Origin of the sequence: Pseudomonas quebecensis, from assembly GCF_026410085.1 — a bacterium.
In the GTDB taxonomy this organism is placed as follows: domain Bacteria; phylum Pseudomonadota; class Gammaproteobacteria; order Pseudomonadales; family Pseudomonadaceae; genus Aquipseudomonas; species Aquipseudomonas quebecensis.
The window spans coordinates 3,854,918-3,876,014 of record NZ_CP112866.1; the positions used below are offsets into that span (position 1 = coordinate 3,854,918).

A 21,097-nucleotide genomic window follows, 5' to 3' on the forward strand; every position below is an offset into this window, starting at 1 on the left:
CCGCCGCGTGGTGACAGACCAGCAATGGAACACCGGTACGTTGATCGCTACACATTTTTTGGAATCGCCCAGCAAAGACTGCTTGGTAATCGGCAACTGCTGCGATTCAGGCGAATCCACAGAAGTTGTATCAAGAAGGGAGCGTAGTCTACCGGAAAGGCTCTATCAGCTCAAACCTTGATCGCAGGTCTGTGGCACCCAATGCAATTGCCAGCCTTCACTCGGTGCGACCCGCAGTCCAGCGAGGGTGGGCACGCCGAGCAATCGTTCGCCCTGATACAGCAGCGGCAATCTGCCACGGACGAAGCCCGGCACGCCGCTTTCGTTGAGCAAACGCTTCAGATCTCGTCGACCGCGGCCTGGCACGTCAAGGGTTTCACCGCCCTGGCGATAACGGACCTCGAACGGACCTGCCGGCGCCTTGCCGACAATTCTCAGCAGGCCATTGCCGGGTAACGATAGCGGGTGTTGCGCATCAGGCCAGCTCACCGCGGTGTCGGAAAATTCCGACCATGAGGAAGGCAACCACCAGATGCGCTCGCCGCAACGGTGTAATTGCCCATCAGCCAGACGCCATAACGGCTGCGCGTCGTGCCGGGCATCACGCAAGGACTGCCAGCCGACCCAGTGATCGCTGTCGGGCAGGCGTGTCAGCGGACTCAGCCAATGGCGCAAGGCGTTGCGCTGCCGGGCATCGGAAAGCTCTCGCAGACAAGCAAGCGCCAGGGATGGCAAGGGCAGCCAGGGAAATGGCGAGGGCTGATCGGCTGCCTGCAGATCTATCCGGGCCAACTCATCGAGCAAGCCCTGGGCTTCGTTCAAGTGTTCCGCGCTGCGGGCCAGCCGGCTGACGGCTTGCGGCCAGCGCTCGGTCAGTCTCGGAAATACGCGGTGGCGCAGGTAATTGCGGGAGAACTGAGTGTCCGTATTGGAAGGGTCGGCGATCCACTGGAGCTGATGCGCCATGGCATAGGCTTCCAGCTCGCCCCGAGAGACATGCAACAGAGGGCGCACCAAGTGACCACCCGCCAACGGACGATGCACGGGCATTGCCGTCAACCCACGTACGCCCGCGCCGCGCAACAGGCGAAACAAAAGCGTTTCGGCCTGGTCTTCACGATGCTGGGCAGTGAGCATCACCGCCCCTGCCCCCATCACCTCGGTAAACGCCTGATAACGCGCCTCACGCGCCGCACCTTCTAAACTGGCGCCGGCCTGCACTTGCACGCGCATGATACGCAGGGGCACGCCCAGGTGGTCGCAGATTGACTGACAATGGCTCGGCCATGCGTCGGCGGCGGCTTGCAAGCCATGGTGGACATGCACAGCGCTTAGAGGCGGAATTGACTCGGAGTTGGCCAGGAGATGCAGCAGAACAGTGGAATCAAGGCCGCCAGAGAAGGCGATATGCCAAGCCGGGGCGTTGCGCCACGGGGCCAGGGCGTGCAGGAGCTTGGCGGGCAAAGTCGGTTTCATCAAACGTTACCGCCGCAAATCTGAAATACGTTGACCAAGCATACACACAGCAAATATGGGAGGGGGCTCGCCCCCGATTGCTGAGTGTCAGTCACTGTATTTGCTGACTGATGCACCGCTATCGGGGCAGGCCCCCTCCCACATTAATGCTGTTGCGACCTTAGAGACCGTAGCTCATCAGGCGCTCGTAGCGACGAGCCAGCAGCGCTTCGTTATCCAGCTTCTTGAGCATCGCCAGCTGCGAGCCCAATTCTGCACGGATGGTGGCGGCAGCTGCAGCCGGGTCGCGATGGGCGCCGCCCAAGGGCTCGGCGATCACTTTGTCAACGATACCCAGGCCTTTGAGGCGGTCGGCGGTGATACCCATGGCCTCGGCGGCGTCCGGTGCTTTTTCGGCGGTTTTCCACAGGATCGAAGCGCAACCTTCGGGCGAGATCACCGCGTAGGTCGAATATTGCAGCATGTTCAACTGGTCGCAGACGCCAATCGCCAGCGCACCGCCGGAACCGCCTTCACCAATCACGGTGGCGATGATCGGGGTCTTCAGGCGCGACATGACACGCAGGTTCCAGGCAATCGCTTCGCTCTGGTTGCGCTCTTCGGCGTCAATGCCTGGATACGCGCCCGGCGTATCGATAAAAGTCAGGATCGGCATCTTGAACCGCTCGGCCATTTCCATCAGGCGGCAGGCCTTGCGGTAACCTTCCGGACGCGGCATGCCGAAGTTGCGACGCACCTTCTCGCGCACTTCACGGCCTTTCTGGTGGCCGATAACCATGACCGGCTGGTCGTCCAGACGTGCAATACCACCCACGATAGCCGCGTCGTCGGAGAAGTGACGATCGCCGTGCAGTTCGTCGAACTCGGTAAAGATGTGCTGGATATAGTCCAGGGTGTACGGACGGCGCGGGTGGCGAGCCAGACGCGCGATCTGCCAACTGGTCAGCTTGCCGAAGATGTCCTCGGTGAGCGTGCTGCTCTTTTCCTGCAGGCGGGCGATCTCATCGCCGATGTTCAGCGAATTGTCATTGCCGACCAGGCGCAGCTCTTCGATCTTGGCTTGCAGGTCAGCGATCGGCTGTTCGAAATCAAGAAAATTCGGGTTCATAAGCGTCCGTCTTGGGTCGACGGCCAGGGAGTGCCTGGCCAGCCGGTTGTCTATTCGCGCCCTACCTTAAGGGAGAGGCGCGTTTAGGTCGAGATTAAATGTTTTGTCGATCAAGCTGAATGCCACTACCGGGCCAGCCATCAACGGTATTGGAGGAAGACGTTGTCTCGCCCGAACTGGTCACGCAATGCTTGAATCAAGCCATCGGCGGGATCAATTCGCCAGCTTTCGCCGAACTGAAGCATGGCCTTCGCATCGTTACCGGTGTACTCCATGGTCACCGGGCACGCGCCACGGTGACGCTTGAGCAGATCACCCAACCAGCGTAGCTGATCGCCTTTCAGGGCCTCGGTTTTCACCTTCAGGCGCAGGCTCTCGGCCAGGTTGGTGCGGGCATCCTCCATGCTCATCACCCGCTTGATCCGCAGGCGCAGGCCGCCGGAGAAGTCATCGTTGCTGACCTCCCCTTCCACCACCACCATGGCGTCGGTCTGCAACAGCGACTGAGCAGAATGGAACGCATCGGCAAACAACGAGGCTTCGATCCGCCCCGAACGGTCATCAAGAGTAATGAAGCCCATCTTGTCGCCCTTTTTGTTCTTCATCACCCGCAGCGCAATGATCATGCCGGCCACGGTCTGGGTATCCCGCGCCGGTTTCAGGTCGATGATGCGCTGGCGAGCGAAACGGCGGATTTCGCCTTCGTACTCGTCAATCGGATGGCCGGTAAGGTAGAGCCCCAGGGTATCTTTTTCGCCCTTGAGACGTTCCTTGAGCGTTAACTCCTTGGCCTTGCGGTGGTTGGCGTACACATCCGCGTCTTCTTCGACGAACAAGCCACCGAACAGGTCGGCATGCCCACTGTCGTGGGTACGGGCAGTCTGTTCCGCTGCCTTGATCGCCTCTTCCATCGCGGCCAGCAGCACGGCGCGGTTGCGGTCGATATTGGCCTGGTAAGCCTTGGGCTCATCGTGGAAATACGGGCCGAGACGGTCGAGTGCGCCGCTGCGGATCAGGCCATCGAGGGTGCGCTTGTTGATGCGTTTGAGGTCGACTCGCGCGCAGAAATCGAACAGGTCTTTGAAAGGCCCGTCCTGACGCGCTTCGGTGATGGCTTCCACCGGGCCTTCGCCCACGCCCTTGATCGCGCCCAGGCCATAAATGATGCGACCTTCGTCGTTCACCGTGAACTTGAACTCCGAGGCGTTCACGTCCGGCGCGTCGAGGCGCAGCTTCATGGTGCGCACTTCCTCGATCAAGGTCACGACCTTGTCGGTGTTGTGCATATCCGCCGACAATACCGCGGCCATGAACGGCGCCGGATAGTGGGCTTTCAGCCAGGCGGTTTGATAAGACACCAGACCGTAGGCGGCGGAGTGGGATTTGTTGAAGCCGTAACCGGCGAACTTCTCCACCAGGTCGAAGATGTTACCCGCCAGGTCGGCATCGATATTGTTGGTGGCGCAACCTTCAATGAAACCGCCCCGCTGCTTGGCCATTTCCTCTGGTTTCTTTTTACCCATGGCCCGACGCAGCATATCCGCTCCGCCAAGGGTGTAACCCGCCATCACCTGAGCGATCTGCATCACCTGTTCCTGATACAGGATGATGCCGTAGGTCGGCGCCAATACCGGCTTGAGGCCTTCGTACTGGTAATCGGAGTGCGGGTACGCCAGCTCGGCACGCCCGTGCTTACGGTTGATGAAGTCATCCACCATGCCCGATTGCAGCGGCCCCGGACGGAACAGGGCCACCAGTGCGATCAAGTCTTCCAGGCAGTCGGGCTTGAGCTTTTTGATCAGCTCTTTCATCCCGCGCGACTCGAGCTGGAACACCGCCGTGGTTTCGGCTTTTTGCAGCAGGGTGTACGTCGGCTTGTCATCCAGTGGAATAAAGGCGATATCCAGCGGTTCCTCGCCCACCTTGGCGCGGTCGCGGTTGATGGTCTTGAGCGCCCAATCAATGATGGTCAGGGTGCGCAGGCCGAGGAAGTCGAACTTCACCAGGCCGGCCGCCTCCACGTCATCCTTGTCGAACTGGGTCACCAGGCCGTCGCCTTCTTCGTCGCAATAGATCGGCGAAAAGTCGGTGAGCTTGGTAGGCGCAATGACCACGCCGCCGGCGTGCTTACCGACGTTACGCACCACACCTTCAAGCTTGCGGGCCATCTCCCAGATTTCGGCGGCTTCTTCGTCGACCTTGATGAAATCGCGCAGGATTTCTTCCTGCTCGTAAGCCTTTTCCAACGTCATGCCGACTTCGAACGGGATCATCTTCGACAGGCGATCGGCCAGGCCGTAGGACTTGCCCTGCACCCGCGCCACGTCGCGGATCACCGCTTTGGCCGCCATGGAACCGAAGGTAATGATCTGGCTCACGGCGTTGCGGCCATACTTCTCGGCCACGTATTCGATCACGCGGTCGCGACCGTCCATGCAAAAATCGACGTCGAAGTCGGGCATGGAAACCCGCTCCGGGTTCAGGAAGCGTTCGAACAGCAGGTCGTATTCCAGCGGGTCCAGGTCGGTGATCTTTTGCACATAGGCCACCAGCGAGCCAGCACCTGACCCTCGGCCCGGGCCAACCGGCACGCCGTTGTTCTTGGCCCACTGGATAAAGTCCATCACGATCAGGAAGTAGCCGGGAAAGCCCATCTGGATAATGATATCCAGCTCGAAATTCAGCCGGTCGACGTAGACCTGGCGCTTGGCTTCGTAGTCTTCGGTGGTGTCCTTGGGCAGCAGGACCGCCAGCCGCTCCTCGAGGCCATCGAACGACACCTTGCGGAAATACTCATCGATGGTCATGCCATCGGGAATCGGGAAGTTGGGCAGGAAGTGCTTGCCCAGTTTCACCTCGATATTGCAGCGCTTGGCGATCTCGACGGAGTTTTCCAGGGCCTCGGGCAGGTCGCTGAACAGCTCGGCCATTTCTTCGGCACTTTTAAGGTACTGCTCTTCGCTGTAGTTCTTCGAACGGCGCGGATCGTCCAGGGCCCGGCCTTCGCCGATGCACACGCGGGTTTCGTGGGCCTCGAAATCCTCTCGCTTGATAAAGCGCACATCGTTGGTCGCCACCAGTGGTGCGCCGAGCTTATCGGCCAGCGACACGGCGGCGTGCAGGTGTTCTTCATCGTTGGGACGGTTGGTGCGTTGCACTTCCAGGTAGAAACGGTCGGGAAAGACCTGCATCCACTCGCGAGCCAGCACTTCGGCTTCCTGCGGGTTGCCGCCCAGCAGCGCAATACCGATCTCGCCCTCCTTGGCGGCGGACAGCATGATCAGACCTTCGCTGGCCTCGGCGACCCATTCACGCTCGATGATGATCGAGCCGTTGCGCTGACCCTCGATAAAACCACGGGAAATCAATTCGGTCAGATTGCGATAGCCCACGCCGTTCATCGCCAGCAGGCTGATACGGCTCAAGGGGTTGTCCGGGTCTTTGTTGGACAGCCAAAGATCGGCGCCGCAGATCGGCTTGATGCCGGCGCCCATGGCATTCTTATAGAACTTGACCAGAGAACACATGTTGTTCTGATCAGTCACCGCAACCGCAGGCATGTTCATGCCCACCAGGGTTTTGACCAGAGGTTTGATCCGTACCAGGCCGTCGACCAGGGAATACTCAGTGTGCAGGCGCAGGTGAACGAATGAAGCCGGCATAGTGATCCTGTTCCAATACGTGAAGACAACAAGGCCCGGATTGTACCGGGCCTTGGCAAAAACATCAGCTTCGCGACTAAACCTCGATGAAGCTCTCGCGCAGCTCGTAGGCCTGGCGTACCGGGGCGAACGAGCGCCGATGAATCGGCGTGGGACCCAGGCGTGCCAGAGCTTCCAGATGAACGGGCGTAGGGTAGCCTTTATGCCCACCAATGCCGTAGCCTGGGTAGATCAATTCAAACGCGGCCATTTCACGATCACGACTGACTTTGGCCAGGATCGAGGCCGCCGCAATTGCAGGCACCTTGCTATCCCCCTTCACCACCGCTTCCGACGGCATCCCCAGTTTCGGGCAACGGTTGCCGTCGATCATGGCCATTTTCGGGGTGATGTGCAGGCCTTCGACGGCACGCTGCATGGCCAGCATGGTGGCGTGCAGAATATTCAGCTTGTCGATTTCTTCGACTTCAGCCCGGGCAATATGCCAGCTCAAGGCTTTTTCACAGATTTCGTCGAACAGCTTTTCACGGCGGGCTTCAGTGAGCTTTTTCGAATCGTTCAACCCCAGAATCGGACGGTTCGGATCCAGGATCACCGCCGCCGTGACCACTGCGCCGCACAGCGGGCCGCGGCCGACTTCGTCGACGCCGGCCACCAGCTCATGGACTTGAGCAACCAGGCTGAAATCCAGGCCCATTTGCGTACTCATAAAGCTTCCTGTTGTTTGCCGATCAAGGTCAACACGGCGTCAGCCGCCTGGTTCGAGGCATCACGACGCAGTGTGCGGTGAATCGCATCGAAACCACGGGTCTGCTCTTCGCCGCCGTCGATCAAGGGTAGTAGGGTTTGCGCCAGGGCGTCAGGCGTCGCATCGTCCTGCAACAACTCCGGCACCAACAGGCGCTGGGCCAGCAGGTTGGGCAGGGAGATGTAAGGGCTTTTGACCATGCGCTTGAGGATCCAGAAGGTCAGCGGCGCCAGACGATAGGCCACGACCATGGGGCGCTTGTACAGCAGGGCTTCCAGCGTAGCGGTGCCCGAAGCAATCAGCACCGCATCACAGGCCGCAAGGGCCAGGTGCGATTGACCATCGAGCAGGGTTAGCGGCAGGTTGCGGCCTTGAAGCAAGGTTTCGATCTGAGCACGGCGTTGCGGGCTGGCACACGGCAACACAAACCGCACGCCAGGCTTGAGGTCTTGCAGACGTTCGGCGGCATCAAAGAAGACGCTGGCCAGGCGCCCGACTTCACCGCCTCGACTGCCGGGCATGAGCGCCACGAGCGGGCCATCGGGCAAGCCCAGTTCGGCACGGGCCGCGGCTCGATCAGCCTGCAAAGGTATCTCATCGGCCAGCGTATGCCCGACAAACCGCACCGGCACGCCCTTCTCTTCATAAAACCTGGCTTCGAAGGGCAACAGGGTCAGCATCAGGTCGCAACCCTCGCGGATCTTCAGCACGCGCTTCTGACGCCACGCCCACACGGAGGGGCTGACGTAGTGCACGGTCTTGATGCCCGCCTGGCGCAGCTTGAGTTCGATATTGAGGGTGAAATCGGGTGCATCGATGCCGATGAAGACGTCGGGCTTTTCCTTGATCAGGGTCTGAATCAACAGCTTGCGGCGCGCCAGGAGTTCGCGCAGGCGCCCCAGCACCTCTACCAACCCCATGACCGACAAGCGCTCCATAGGGAAATAGGACACAAGCCCCTCAGCCTGCATCAACGGACCACCGACACCGATGAATTCCACGGCCGGGTGCTGTGCCTTTAGCGCCCGCATAAGACCTGCGCCCAAAATGTCGCCGGAAGCTTCTCCGGCTACCAGCGCTATACGCATATTGGCCATGATCAGCGGGTGATGCCGCGCGTCGACATCTGGATAGAGTCGCGGAACACCGCAACTTCCGGGAACAGCGCAGCCGGCTCGGTGAGTTGGGTCAATGCCTGCTCCACGGTCAGCCCCTGGCGGTAAACCACCTTGTAGGCACGACGCAAGGCGTGAATGGCCTCGTCGCTGAAACCACGACGACGCATGCCTTCGAAGTTCATGCTGCGAGCTTCGGCGGGGTTGCCGAATACCGTGACATACGCCGGAACGTCCTTGCCGATAGCGGTGCCCATGCCGGAAAAGCTGTGGGCGCCGATATGGCAGTACTGGTGCACCAGCGTGAACCCCGACAGGATCGCCCAGTCGTCAACGTGCACATGCCCGGCCAAGGCGGTGTTATTGACCAGTATGCAGTGGTTGCCGATCACGCTGTCGTGGCCGATATGGGCATAAGCCATCACCAGGTTGTGATCACCCAGGGTGGTTTCGGCGCGATCCTGCACGGTGCCGCGATGAATGGTCACGCCTTCTCGAATGATGTTGTGATCACCGATGACCAGGCGTGTTTCTTCACCCTTGTATTTCATGTCCGGTGTGTCTTCGCCTACCGAGGAGAACTGGTAGATGCGATTGTGTTTGCCAATACGGGTCGGCCCTTTGAGGATCACGTGCGGCCCGATGACAGTCCCCTCGCCGATTTCCACACCTGCGCCGACGATCGACCAGGGGCCGACCTCAACGTCGGCGGCCAGTACGGCCGACGGATCGATGATTGCGCGAGGGTCAATCAAACTCATAGTTTGCGTTCCGCACAGATAATCTCGGCGGAGCATACCGGCTTGCCATCCACCGAGGCCTGGCATTCGAACTTCCAGATCTGGCGCTTGCAACTGATGAATTTGGCTTCGAGGATCAACTGATCACCCGGGGTGACCGGGTTGCGGAAACGCAGCTTGTCGGAGCCCACGAAATAGTAGAGCGTGCCGTCGGCAGGCTTGAGGTCAAGCATTTTAAAACCAAGGATACCGGCAGCCTGGGCCATCGCTTCAATGATCAACACGCCCGGCATGATGGGATGCGCGGGGAAGTGACCGTTGAAGAACGGTTCGTTGATGCTGACATTCTTGTAGGCGCGAATGCGCTTTTCCTCGACATTGAGGTCCACTACACGGTCCACCAGCAGGAACGGGTAACGGTGGGGCAGGTATTCGCGAATCTCGTTGATGTCCATCATTTCGGGGGGAAGCCTGTAATAAAGATTGGGGGCGGGCGGACTAAAGGCACGCCCCGCTAGCAAATCAAGGAGGCAGTCTAGCGGCTGTGCACACTTGATATGAAAATGGTATCAGCCTTCTGATGAAGCATTACCGCCAGGGGTCACTTCTCCAACACGCTTTTCCAGCTGCTTGAGCCGTCGGGCCATATCGTCGAGCTGGCGCAAACGCGCCGCACTCTTGCGCCATTCAGCCGCAGGTTGCATGGCGGTACCGGAAGAGTAGGCACCCGGCTCGGTAATCGAGTGGGTCACCATGGTCATTCCGGTGATGAAGACGTTGTCACAGATATCGATATGCCCTACCAGGCCGACACCGCCGGCGAGCATGCAATGCTTGCCGATACGGGTGCTGCCGGAAATCCCCACGCACGCCGCCATGGCGGTGTGATCGCCAATCTGTACGTTGTGGGCGATCTGGATCTGGTTGTCGAGCTTCACACCATTGCCGATCACGGTATCGGCCAGGGCCCCGCGATCAACTGCAGTGTTCACGCCGATTTCCACATCGTCGCCAATCAGCACGCCGCCGACCTGGGCAATCTTGTGCCAGACGCCTTTGGCGTTGGCAAATCCGAAGCCTTCGCCTCCGATCACCGCGCCCGACTGAATGACCACACGCTGGCCGATACGCACATCGTGATACAGCGTCACGCGCGGCGCGAGCCAGCCATCGGCACCGATCTCGCATCGCGCACCGATAAAGCAGTGCGCCCCCACCGTGACGCCTGCGGCAATGCGCGCACCACTCTCGATCACCGCAAAGGCACCAATGCTGGCCGCAGGGTCGACCTGGGCGTCATCGGCGATCATCGCTGACGGGTGAATGCCGCCGGCTGCCTTGGGTTTGGGATCGAACATGTGCGACACCTTGGCGTACGCCAGGTACGGGTCGGCCACCACCAGCGCATCCCCGGCAAAACCTTCGGCATCGGCGGCTTTGAGCAATACGGCTGCGGCGCGGCTGTCGACGAGGTATTTACGGTATTGAGGGTTTGCGAGGAAGCTCAACTGAGCTGGGCCAGCCTCCTGCAAGGTGGCTAGCCCAGTGATTTCTTTCTCCGGGGAGCCATGCAAAGTGGCCCCCAGGAACTCGGCCAACTCGCCGAGCTTGATAGTCGCGGTCATGGCTTACTTCAGCTGGTTCATGCGCTCGATCACCTGACGGGTGATGTCGTATTGAGGCTTGACGTCAATCACGGCGCCGCGCTCGAACACCAGGTCAAAGGCGCCTTTCTTGATCACTTCTTCCACAGCGCTGTCGAGTTTCGGCTTGAGCTGCTTAAGCATTTCGCGATCGGCCACAGCCTTGGCTTCGTTCAGCTCTTTGGACTGGAACTGATAGTCACGGGCCTTTTGCTTGAATTCCAGCTCCAGACGTTCGCGCTCGCCTTGCTGCATCTTGTCACCACCGGCCACCAGACGATCCTGGATGCCCTTCGCGCTGCTTTCCAGGGTCTTGAGCTTGGTCAGTTGCGGACCGAATTTTTTCTCGGCATCCACGGCATATTTTTTGGCCGCATCGGATTCCAGCAGGGCCATCTGATAGTTCAGAACGGCGATTTTCATTTCGGCGAAGGCCGGGGTGGCTACCAGCACGGTTGCCAGCAGAACCAATTGAGTCAACTTACGCACGATGCACTCCTACAGAATCCGTTGTCGTTATCTTAGGTCAGACGCTTAGAACGTCTGGCCGAGGGAGAATTGGAAAATCTGGGTTTCAGCGTTATCCGGTTTCTTGATTGGCATGGCCAGCGCAAAGCTCAACGGGCCCAGCGCAGTCACCCACGTCACACCCACACCCACGGAGCTCGCCATGTTGCTGAGGCTCACGTCGTTGCACTGGGTGTTGGACTTCAAACCGCTTGGGTTTTTGATCTGCTCGCACTTGGAATCGAACACGTTACCCACGTCCCAGAATACGGATGTACGCAGGGAACGCTGATCTTTCACGAACGGCAGTGGGAACAGAATTTCAGCACCACCCTGGATCAACACGTTACCACCGAAAGGCAGCGGGTCGTTGTCAGTGTCAGGTTGAGTGCCGATGTTACCGGTTTTATCAACACCGCGGCTCGGGGTACCGCGCGGGCCGAGAGTGCTGTCCTTGAAGCCACGTACCGAGTTGAAACCACCTGCATAGTAGTTTTCATAGAACGGCAAGCCATTGGTCGAACCGTAACCGTCGCCATAGCCGAGTTCGGTGTGCAGGCGCATGGTGTAGTTGTCGCTCAACGGCTGGAACAACTGGCCGCGGTAGTCGAGTTTGAAGAACGACAGGTCGCTGCCCGGCGTGGTGACTTCGGCCGTCAGGCTCTGGGAATGGCCACGGGTTGCCAGCACGCCTTTGTTCAGGGTCGACTCGGACCAGCCGGCGGACGCCTTGAAGTTCAGGAACTTGTCGCCTTCACGACGGGTGAAGTCGAAGATCTCGTCCACGGTATAAATACCGGTCTTGATCTCATCCTGCTGCGCAGTCAGGCCGAAGGTCAGGCGCGAAGTTTCGCTGATCGGATAGCCGATGTTCACGCCAGCACCCAGGCTGTCGATCGCATAGCTAGCTACGTCTACGTCGAGATCTTTGTAGTCGGTGGTGCGATAGAAGGCGTTGTAGCCCAGGCTCACACCGTCGGCGGTCCAGTAGGGGTCGACATAACCGAAGTTATAGCGGCTCTGGTATTCGCTGCGGGTCAGGCCAATGGAAACTTTGTTACCGGTACCCAGGAAGTTGTTCTGAGTGATCGAGCCACCCAGGATCAGGCCGGCGCTCTGCGCGAAACCGACACTGGCGGTGATCGAGCCCGAGGCCTGCTCTTCAACGGCGTAGTTCACGTCAACCTGGTCGTCCACACCCGGCACAGCCGGCGTTTCGACGTTGACTTCCTTGAAGAAGCCCAGGCGTTCAAGACGGGTCTTGGACTGGTCGATCAGGTAGGTCGAAGCCCAGCCACCTTCCATCTGACGCATCTCACGACGCAGCACTTCGTCGGCGGACTTGGTGTTGCCACGGAAATTGATGCGGTTTACGTAAGCACGCTTACCGGGGTCTACCACGAAGGTGATATCAACGGTGTGGTCTTCGTCGTTGGGGGTCGGCACGCCGTTGACGTTGGCGAAGGTGTAGCCTTCGTTACCCAGGCGGCGGGTGATCAGTTCGGAGGTGGTGGTCATCAGCTTGCGCGAGAACACCTGGTCTTTCTGCACCAGCAACAGGGACTTGACCTGGTCTTCAGGCACTTTCAAGTCACCGCTGAGCTTGACGTCACGAACCTTGTACTTCTCGCCTTCGTTGACGTTGACAGTGATGTAGACGTGCTTCTTGTCCGGCGTAATGGACACCTGGGTGGAGGCGATGTCCATGTTGATATAGCCGCGATCCAGGTAGTAGGAACGCAGGCGCTCCAGGTCACCGGAGAGTTTCTCACGGGCGTACTTGTCATCGTTCTTGAAGAACGACAACCAGTTGGTGGTCTTGAGTTCGAACAGGTCGACCAGGTCTTCATCCGGGAACTTGGTATTGCCTACCACGTTGATGTGCTGGATGGCCGCCACGGTCCCTTCGTTGATGTTGACCTTGAGGCCGACACGGTTACGCGGCTGCGGAACCACTTCCGTTTCCACGGTCGCGGAGTAGCGACCCTGGGCGACGTACTGGCGCTGCAGTTCGTTACGCACGCCTTCAAGGGTGGCGCGCTGGAAGATTTCACCTTCGGCCAGGCCCGATTGCTTCAGGCCTTTCATCAGGTCTTCAGTAGAGATCGCCTTGTTGCCTTCGATCTCGATACTGGCGACGGATGGTCGCTCGACGACGGTGATGACCAGGACGTTGCCTTCTCGACCCAGTTGGATGTCTTGAAAGAACCCGGTTTTGAACAGCGCACGAGTGGATTCCACCAGGCGACGATCATCAGCCTGTTCCCCGACGTTCAACGGCAAGGCACCAAAGACGCTACCGGCGGAAACCCGCTGGAGGCCGTTGACGCGAATATCGGAGATGGTGAAGGACTCGGCGTGAACTTCGGCGATCATCAATACGGTGAGAACCGCAGTTAGCAGCAGACGTTTCATGAAGTCCTTTCTTATTCCAACTGGCAATAAACAAACTGCCGCAAAATGCGGCAGATTCGCAATTCAGCGAAGCGTTACAGTCGACCCAAATCGTTGACCAGGGCTAACAACATCACCCCGACCACCAAACTGATACCGATCTGTATCCCCCAACCCTGCACACGATCCGACAAGGGGCGACCACGCACCCACTCGACCAGATAAAACAACAGATGTCCCCCATCCAATACTGGAATGGGCAACAAATTCAGAACCCCCAGGCTGATACTCAGATAAGCCAGGAAATTCAGGAAATCCGCGACACCCGACTGGGCAGAAGCGCCCGCCACTTTAGCAATGGTTATCGGCCCACTCAAGTTTTTTACCGAGAGCTCGCCGAACAACATTTTCTTGAGGGATTCGAGCGTCAGCACGCTCATGGTCCAGGTGCGTTTCGCACCCTCGCCAATTGCCGCCAATGGACCGAAGCTGACCTCGCGCATCATCGAAGGCGGCCACTCGGGACTTTTGACACCCGCACCCAGGTAACCTGCGGCCGCCTTGGCTTCCCCGCGCACCGCCAGGGTCACCGGGACGTCGATTTGAGCACCATCGCGCTCAACTTTCAGCACAATTCTGGTATCAGGGCGCACACGAACCAGATCAACCACCTGCTGCCATTCGCTCAACGGCTGACCATCGAGCGCCAGCAGGCGGTCGCCGGTTTTCAGGCCTGCGGCCTGGGCCGGGCCTTTGGAGTCGAGTTCGGCGAGCACCGGCGGCAACGCCGGACGCCACGGACGAATGCCCAGCGACTTGATCGGATCGGGCTCGTCAGCACCCTTGAGCCAGTGGTCCAGGGCCAACGCACGTGAGGCTTCGGCGCTGGAGTCCTGCTCACGCACCACGACGTTGACGGTGCCGCTCTCACCCAGGCGGCGCACCAGCTGAAGATTGACCGCCCCCCAACCCGTGGTCGGTTCGCCATCAATGGAAACAATTTCCTGACCCGCGACCAGACCGGCCTTCGCCGCGATACTGTCTGCCTCGACCGCGCCGATCACCGGGCGGATCTGCTGGCTGCCCAGCATGGCCAACACCCAGAAAAACAGCATGGCCAACAGAAAGTTGGCGATCGGGCCGGCGGCCACTATGGCGATACGCTGACGAACGGTCTTGCGATTGAAGGATTGATCCAACTGATCAACCGGCACCTCGCCTTCGCGTTCGTCGAGCATCTTGACGTAGCCACCCAAAGGGATGGCCGCGATCACGAACTCGGTACCGTGGCGGTCATGCCAACGCACCAGCGGCATGCCGAAACCGACGGAAAAGCGCAGTACCTTGACGCCGCAACGACGCGCCACCCAAAAGTGGCCGAATTCGTGGAAGGTAACCAGCACACCCAGAGCAACCAGGGTGCCGACAATCATATAAAGCGCACTCATCTAATTTCTCCGCATTCCAATCCAGTGCCTGAAGGCTCAACGCGCCTGCAGACTATTGCGCGCTGCGGCTCAACCAATCTTCGGCCAGGGCCCGGGCCTTGGAGTCCGCCTCGAACACTGCGCCCAGATCATTGACGGCTACGACAGGCTCACGGCTCAAGACGTCCTCGATCATACTCGCGATCTGTGGAAAACGGATGCGCCGCTCGAGAAACGCCGCCACGGCCACTTCATTGGCCGCATTAAGCATCGCCGGTGCACTGTTACCCGCCTCCGCCGCCTGGCGCGCCAGGCGCAGACAGGGAAAACGCTGCTCGTCGGGCGCTTCGAAATCCAGGCGAGCCACGGCAAACAGATCCAGCGGCGCCACGCCCGAGTCGATGCGCTCAGGCCATGCGAGAGCATTGGCGATCGGCGTACGCATATCGGGATTACCCAACTGCGCCAATACCGAGCCGTCCACGTAATCCACCAGGGAATGAATCACACTTTGCGGGTGAATCACCACCTCGACCTGCTCAGGCCGCGCATCGAACAGCCAGCAGGCCTCGATCAACTCCAGGCCCTTGTTCATCATGCTTGCCGAATCCACGGAGATCTTGCGCCCCATCGACCAGTTCGGATGGGCACATGCCTGGTCGGGAGAGACCTGCTCCAGCTCGGCCAACGGCGTTTGCCGGAACGGACCGCCCGAGGCCGTGAGCAGGATCCGACGTACGCCGACCTGGCTCAAACCCCGTGCGAAGTCACCGGGCATGCATTGGAAAATGGCGTTGTGCTCGCTGTCGAGCGGCAGCAGCACCGCCCCGCTCCTGCGCACAGCCTGCATAAAGAGTGCACCGGACATCACCAGTGCTTCTTTATTAGCCAACAGGATCTTTTTGCCCGCATCGACGGCCGCCAGGGTAGGCCGCAGGCCCGCCGCACCGACAATGGCCGCAACCACGGTGTCGACTTCGGCATCCGCCGAAACCTGGCACAGCCCCTCCTCGCCCACCAGCACCTGGGTGGCGAGCCCGGCTGCGCGCAAACCATCCTGCAAGGCGCGCGCCGCAGCCGCCTCGGGCACCACGGCGAAGCGCGGCGCATGGCGCACGCACAATGCCAGTAGCTCGCTGAGGCGGGTATAGCCGGTCAGCGCGAACACCTGATAGCGGTCCGGGTGACGCACGATCACATCCAGCGTGCTCAGCCCCACCGAACCGGTGGCCCCCAGCACGGTCACCTGCTGCAGGCGACTCACGAAGCGGTCATCCACAGCAATACGGCAAAGATCGGAATGGCGGCGGTAAGGCTGTCGATACGGTCAAGCACCCCGCCATGTCCAGGCAACAGATTACTGCTGTCCTTGATACCGGCCTGGCGCTTGAACATGCTTTCGGTGAGATCACCCACCACCGAAATAAACACCACGACGGCCGTGCCCAGCAGGGCCAGAATAATTTCCTTACCTGTCCAGCCGCGCACGAGACCGACCACCAGCGCGATAACCAGTGTCAGGGCGAGCCCCCCGTAAACACCCTCCCAGCTCTTGCCCGGGCTCACGGCCGGCGCCAGCTTGCGCTTGCCGAATGCCCGGCCCGAGAAGTAGGCGCCGATATCCGCGCCCCAGACCAGCACCATCACCGCCATGATCAGCCAGTTGCCCATCGGCGAATTCTTGATTTCCACCAGCCCTTGCCAGGCCGGCAGCAAAATCAACAGGCCAATCACCAGCTTGCTGGCGACGCTGGACCAATGGCCGCTGGTACGCGGATAGGTCAGCACCAAGAAGGTCGCAAGCGCCCACCACAGCACGGCCGCCCCCAACACCCACGGCACCACGATGCTCGACAGGGTATGCATCAAAAACAGCAACACCGCCACGACCGCTGCGTAGGCCACGCGCGGCAACTGGGCAGTAAAACCGGCAAGGCGCGCCCACTCCCAGGCGCCCAGGGTCACGACCAGGCCAATAAACAAGGCGAAGCCGGAACCGTCGAGCAGGAAAAACCCACACAAGGCGATCGGCAATAGGATCAGGGCGGTGATGATTCGTTGTTTAAGCATTTAGACCCGGGCTCCAGCTTCGATCTGCTCGCTTGTTTTACCAAAGCGACGCTGACGGGAAGCGAAATCGGCCAGCGCAGTGCGCATGGCATCGTGTTTGAAGTCCGGCCAGAACAGGTCGGAGAAGTACAGCTCGGTATAGGCCAACTGCCACAACAGGAAGTTACTGATGCGGTGCTCGCCACCGGTGCGAATGCATAAGTCCGGCAATGGCAGATCGCCGGTCACCAGGCAGGTTTGCAGCAATTCGGGCGTGATGTCGTCCGGTCGCAGATGACCGGCCTGCACTTCGCGGGCCAGCCGCTGCGCGGCCTGGGCGATGTCCCACTGGCCGCCGTAATTGGCTGCGATCTGCAACACAAAACGGTCGGCGCCGGCGGTAATCGCCTCGGCTTCACGCATGGCCGCCTGCAGTTCCGGGTGGAACCGCGAGCGATCACCAATGATGCGCAGGCTGATGTTGTTGTCGTTAAGGCGCTTGGCCTCACGACGCAGGGCCTTGAAGAACAGGTCCATCAGAGCGCTGACTTCTTCGGCGGGCCGCTGCCAGTTCTCACTGGAGAACGCGAACAAGGTGAGTACTTCCACCTTGGCCTCGGCACACACCTCAATCACCGCCCGCACTGCATCGACACCCGCTTTATGCCCGGCAACACCTGGCATGAAGCGTTTCTTTGCCCAGCGATTATTCCCATCCATGATGATCGCGACATGGCGCGGCACCACGGAGGGTACAGTCTGCTTGGTCTTTTCCATGAAGGCGTCCTGACCCCTTATACGGCCATCAGGTCCTTTTCTTTTTCTTCGGTTGCCTGGGTGATCTTCGCCTCGGCTTCCTTGGTCAGCTTATCGATATCGGCAACGGCGCGACGCTCTTCGTCTTCGCTGATTTCCTTGTCCTTGACCAGCTTCTTCAGCTCACCCAGGGCATCGCGACGAATGTTACGCACTGCAACGCGCGCGTCTTCCGCCGCGCTGCGCGCCTGCTTGGTGAAGCCCTTGCGGGTTTCTTCGGTCAGGGCAGGCATGGAGATCAGCAACAACTCGCCCAGGTTGGTCGGGTTGAGGTTCAGACCGGCGCTCTGGATCGCCTTGTCGACCGCAGCGAGCATGTTGCGCTCGAAGGCTACGACTTGCAGGGTCCGCGAGTCCTTGACGGTGACGTTGGCCACGCTGCTCAGCGGGGTGTCGGCGCCATAGTAAGGCACCATGACACTGCCCAGGATGCTCGGGTGCGCCTTGCCGGTACGAATCTGGCCGAATGCATGGCTCAGAGACTCCAGGGATTTCTGCATACGCGCTTGGGCGTCTTTTTTGATTTCGTTGATCATTGTTGGCCTTCCTCGATCAGAGTCCCTTCCGCACCGCCATGGACGATATTCAGCAGGGCGCCGGGCTTGTTCATGTTAAATACGCGCAGCGGCATCTTGTGGTCGCGGCACAGGCAAATAGCCGTCAGGTCCATCACGCCCAGCTTGCGATCCAGCACTTCATCGTAGGTCAGATGATCGAACTTCTCGGCATGCGGGTCTTTGAATGGGTCTGCGGTGTACACACCGTCCACCTTGGTGGCCTTGAGCACCACGTCGGCATCGATCTCGATGGCACGCAGGCAAGCCGCCGAGTCCGTGGTGAAGAACGGGTTGCCCGTGCCTGCGGCGAAGATCACCACTTCTTTGGAGTTCAAGTGACGCATGGCTTTGCGACGATCATAGTGATCGGTCACGCCGACCATGGAAATAGCCGACATTACGATGGCCGAAATGTTGGCGCGCTCCAGGGCGTCGCGCATGGCCAGGGCGTTCATCACAGTGGCCAGCATGCCCATGTGGTCACCGGTGACCCGATCCATGCCGGCAGCACTCAGTGCCGCGCCACGAAACAGGTTGCCACCGCCAATCACCAGGCCCACTTGCACGCCAATGCCGACCAGTTGGCCGACTTCCAGCGCCATGCGGTCGAGCACCTTGGGATCGATCCCGAACTCTTCCGAGCCCATCAGGGCCTCGCCGCTGAGCTTGAGTAGAATGCGTTTATAGCGAGCCTGATAACCACTGCCCTGCTGAGCCATTGCGAATCTCTCCTGCGGCGTATTTTCAAAAATTCTTGGCGAGCCGTTTACGGCTTGCGTTCACTCTAGCTGGACGCTATCACAGCGCCATCGGAACACGGCTTTGTAAGCCAGTTCCGACGGGAAGCCAAATAAAATCGGCCTTCCCATTTGAAAAGAGGCTGCGCGCGTGAGCGGGCAGCCTCTTTCGGGCGACAGTTGAAACTGTCTTATTGCTTGGCGGCAGCCAGCTGGGCAGCAACTTCTTCAGCGAAGTTGTCGACCGGCTTCTCGATGCCTTCGCCTACTTTGAAGTAAGTGAAGGAAACGATTTCAGCGCCGGCTTTCTTGGCCAGCTCGCCAACCTTGATTTCAGGGTTCTTGACGAACGCCTGCTCAACCAGGCTCGCTTCTGCCAGGAACTTGCTGATACGGCCTTTGACCATGTTCTCAACAATGTTTTCCGGCTTGCCTTTGATTTTCTCTTCGTTCAGCTGCAGGAACACCGCTTTTTCGCGCTCGATGGCTTCGGCGGATACTTCCGAAGGCAGCAGGAACTCAGGGTTGCTGGCTGCGACGTGCATCGCGATGTCTTTGGCCAGCTCAACGTTGCCGCCCTTCAGAACTACCGCAACGCCGATCTTGTTGCCGTGCAGGTAACCACCAACCACGTCACCTTCAACACGGACCAGGCGACGGATGTTGACGTTTTCGCCAACCTTGCCGACCAGCACCAGACGGGCAGCTTCCTGAGCTTCGATCAGAGGCTCGACGGTGGTCAGCTTGTCAGCGAACGCTTTTTCGACGCTGGCCGCAACGAATGCCTTGAAGTCGTCCTGCAGAGCCAGGAAGTCGGTCTGGGAGTTCACTTCCAGCAGAACAGCGGACTTGCCGTCTTCTTTCAGAGCGATGGCGCCTTCAGCAGCTACGTTGCCTGCTTTCTTGGCAGCCTTAATGGCGCCGGAAGCACGCATGTCATCAATGGCTTTTTCGATGTCGCCGCCGGCCTTGGTCAAGGCCTTTTTGCAATCCATCATGCCTTCGCCGGTACGCTCACGCAGTTCTTTAACCAACGCTGCAGTAATCTCTGCCATTTCAAAATCCTCTTGGATAGGTTTTCAACCATTCCACCCGAGCAAACGGGCGATCAATTCTTCTCGAACCACCCTTGTAGGCCGCTGCACGTTACAGATGATGTAGCTGCGCTGCCGACAAATGGTTTTCGAGGGGGCAAAAAGGGGGCCAAGCCCCCTTTTTGCTTACTGAGTCAACGCCAGGGCGTCAATTACTCAGCGGCAGCTACCGGAGCTTCTTCAACGAACTGCTCGGTACCACCAGCAACGTGGTTACGACCACGGATTACAGCGTCAGCCATCGAACCCATGTACAGCTGGATAGCGCGGATAGCGTCATCGTTGCCTGGGATGATGTAGTCAACGCCTTCCGGGCTGCTGTTGGTATCGACTACGCCGATAACAGGGATGCCCAGCTTGTTGGCTTCGGTGATCGCGATGCGCTCGTGATCAACGTCGATAACGAACAGTGCGTCAGGCAGACCGCCCATGTCCTTGATACCACCCAGGGAACGATCGAGCTTTTCCAGGTCACGAGTGCGCATCAGCGCTTCTTTCTTGGTCAGCTTGGCGAAGGTACCGTCTTCGGCTTGCACTTCAAGGTCACGCAGACGCTTGATGGAAGCACGGATGGTTTTGAAGTTGGTCAGCATGCCGCCCAACCAGCGGTGATCGACGTACGGCGAACCGCAACGTGCTGCTTCTTCAGCAACGATCTTGCCGGCGGAACGCTTGGTGCCGACGAACAGAATCTTGTTTTTGCCCTGGGCCAGGCGCTCTACGAAAGTCAGAGCTTCGTTGAACATTGGCAGGGTTTTTTCAAGGTTGATGATGTGGATCTTGTTGCGCGCGCCGAAAATGTATTTACCCATTTTCGGGTTCCAGTAACGGGTCTGGTGACCGAAGTGCACACCGGCCTTCAGCATATCGCGCATGTTGACTTGGGACATGATAGTTCCTTAATAAGTCGGGTTTGGCCTCCACGTATCCCAATGACCAACCAGCGGCATCAAGGCCTCCGGCACCCAGGTCATCGTGTCGACACGTGTGTGGATTTAAGCTTTTCGGGGTATCCCCGGAAAGC

At 59.4% G+C, this 21,097-nt stretch carries 18 protein-coding genes; all 18 read right to left on the bottom strand.

Annotated features, from left to right (window positions below):
* Positions 1-165: 165 nt before the first annotated feature.
* Entirely contained in the window at positions 166-1,476 is a 1,311-nt protein-coding gene (gene tilS / locus OSC50_RS17975; protein ID WP_266248263.1) for a tRNA lysidine(34) synthetase TilS, read from the bottom strand.
* Between the two features lie 160 nt (positions 1,477-1,636).
* Complete coding sequence (locus tag OSC50_RS17980; RefSeq protein ID WP_181079287.1) at positions 1,637-2,584, bottom strand: acetyl-CoA carboxylase carboxyltransferase subunit alpha; 948 nt, start codon at positions 2,582-2,584, stop codon at positions 1,637-1,639.
* Between the two features lie 140 nt (positions 2,585-2,724).
* Positions 2,725-6,246, bottom strand: a complete 3,522-nt coding sequence (gene dnaE, locus OSC50_RS17985) for a DNA polymerase III subunit alpha (protein ID WP_266248261.1) — start codon at positions 6,244-6,246, stop codon at positions 2,725-2,727.
* A gap of 76 nt (positions 6,247-6,322) precedes the next feature.
* Positions 6,323-6,955: a ribonuclease HII gene (gene rnhB, locus OSC50_RS17990; RefSeq protein ID WP_181079281.1), complete on the bottom strand. Its 633-nt coding sequence runs from the start codon at positions 6,953-6,955 to the stop codon at positions 6,323-6,325.
* Positions 6,952-8,091: a lipid-A-disaccharide synthase gene (lpxB, locus tag OSC50_RS17995; protein ID WP_253510935.1), complete on the bottom strand. Its 1,140-nt coding sequence runs from the start codon at positions 8,089-8,091 to the stop codon at positions 6,952-6,954. The genes rnhB and lpxB overlap by 4 nt, the downstream gene beginning before the upstream one ends.
* Positions 8,092-8,093: 2 nt before the next feature.
* Entirely contained in the window at positions 8,094-8,870 is a 777-nt protein-coding gene (lpxA, locus tag OSC50_RS18000; RefSeq protein WP_181079275.1) for an acyl-ACP--UDP-N-acetylglucosamine O-acyltransferase, read from the bottom strand.
* Positions 8,867-9,307, bottom strand: coding sequence for a 3-hydroxyacyl-ACP dehydratase FabZ (gene fabZ / locus OSC50_RS18005; RefSeq protein ID WP_003172281.1), 441 nt, complete (start codon positions 9,305-9,307; stop codon positions 8,867-8,869). Before fabZ ends, lpxA begins: the two co-directional genes overlap by 4 nt.
* Positions 9,308-9,418: 111 nt before the next feature.
* Positions 9,419-10,474, bottom strand: coding sequence for a UDP-3-O-(3-hydroxymyristoyl)glucosamine N-acyltransferase (gene lpxD, locus OSC50_RS18010; RefSeq protein WP_266248257.1), 1,056 nt, complete (start codon positions 10,472-10,474; stop codon positions 9,419-9,421).
* 3 nt (positions 10,475-10,477) lie between these two features.
* Entirely contained in the window at positions 10,478-10,981 is a 504-nt protein-coding gene (locus OSC50_RS18015) for an OmpH/Skp family outer membrane protein (protein ID WP_003219314.1), read from the bottom strand.
* A 45-nt stretch (positions 10,982-11,026) separates the two neighbouring features.
* Positions 11,027-13,414 carry an outer membrane protein assembly factor BamA gene (bamA, locus tag OSC50_RS18020; RefSeq protein ID WP_181079269.1) on the bottom strand — a complete coding sequence of 796 codons (2,388 nt, stop codon included), beginning with the start codon at positions 13,412-13,414 and terminating at the stop codon, positions 11,027-11,029.
* 74 nt (positions 13,415-13,488) lie between these two features.
* A complete protein-coding gene (rseP, locus tag OSC50_RS18025; RefSeq protein ID WP_181079266.1) occupies positions 13,489-14,841 on the bottom strand; it encodes a sigma E protease regulator RseP in 1,353 nt (450 codons plus the stop codon).
* A gap of 52 nt (positions 14,842-14,893) precedes the next feature.
* Positions 14,894-16,084 carry a 1-deoxy-D-xylulose-5-phosphate reductoisomerase gene (ispC, locus tag OSC50_RS18030; RefSeq protein WP_266248254.1) on the bottom strand — a complete coding sequence of 397 codons (1,191 nt, stop codon included), beginning with the start codon at positions 16,082-16,084 and terminating at the stop codon, positions 14,894-14,896.
* Positions 16,081-16,890, bottom strand: coding sequence for a phosphatidate cytidylyltransferase (locus OSC50_RS18035; protein WP_266248252.1), 810 nt, complete (start codon positions 16,888-16,890; stop codon positions 16,081-16,083). The genes ispC and OSC50_RS18035 overlap by 4 nt, the downstream gene beginning before the upstream one ends.
* Entirely contained in the window at positions 16,891-17,646 is a 756-nt protein-coding gene (uppS, locus tag OSC50_RS18040; RefSeq protein WP_034096241.1) for a polyprenyl diphosphate synthase, read from the bottom strand.
* A 17-nt stretch (positions 17,647-17,663) separates the two neighbouring features.
* Positions 17,664-18,221, bottom strand: coding sequence for a ribosome recycling factor (gene frr / locus OSC50_RS18045; protein WP_034096240.1), 558 nt, complete (start codon positions 18,219-18,221; stop codon positions 17,664-17,666).
* Positions 18,218-18,961: a UMP kinase gene (pyrH, locus tag OSC50_RS18050; RefSeq protein WP_003189161.1), complete on the bottom strand. Its 744-nt coding sequence runs from the start codon at positions 18,959-18,961 to the stop codon at positions 18,218-18,220. Before pyrH ends, frr begins: the two co-directional genes overlap by 4 nt.
* A gap of 209 nt (positions 18,962-19,170) precedes the next feature.
* Entirely contained in the window at positions 19,171-20,034 is an 864-nt protein-coding gene (gene tsf / locus OSC50_RS18055; protein ID WP_181079258.1) for a translation elongation factor Ts, read from the bottom strand.
* A gap of 191 nt (positions 20,035-20,225) precedes the next feature.
* Entirely contained in the window at positions 20,226-20,963 is a 738-nt protein-coding gene (rpsB, locus tag OSC50_RS18060) for a 30S ribosomal protein S2 (protein WP_003219330.1), read from the bottom strand.
* Positions 20,964-21,097 lie beyond the last annotated feature (134 nt).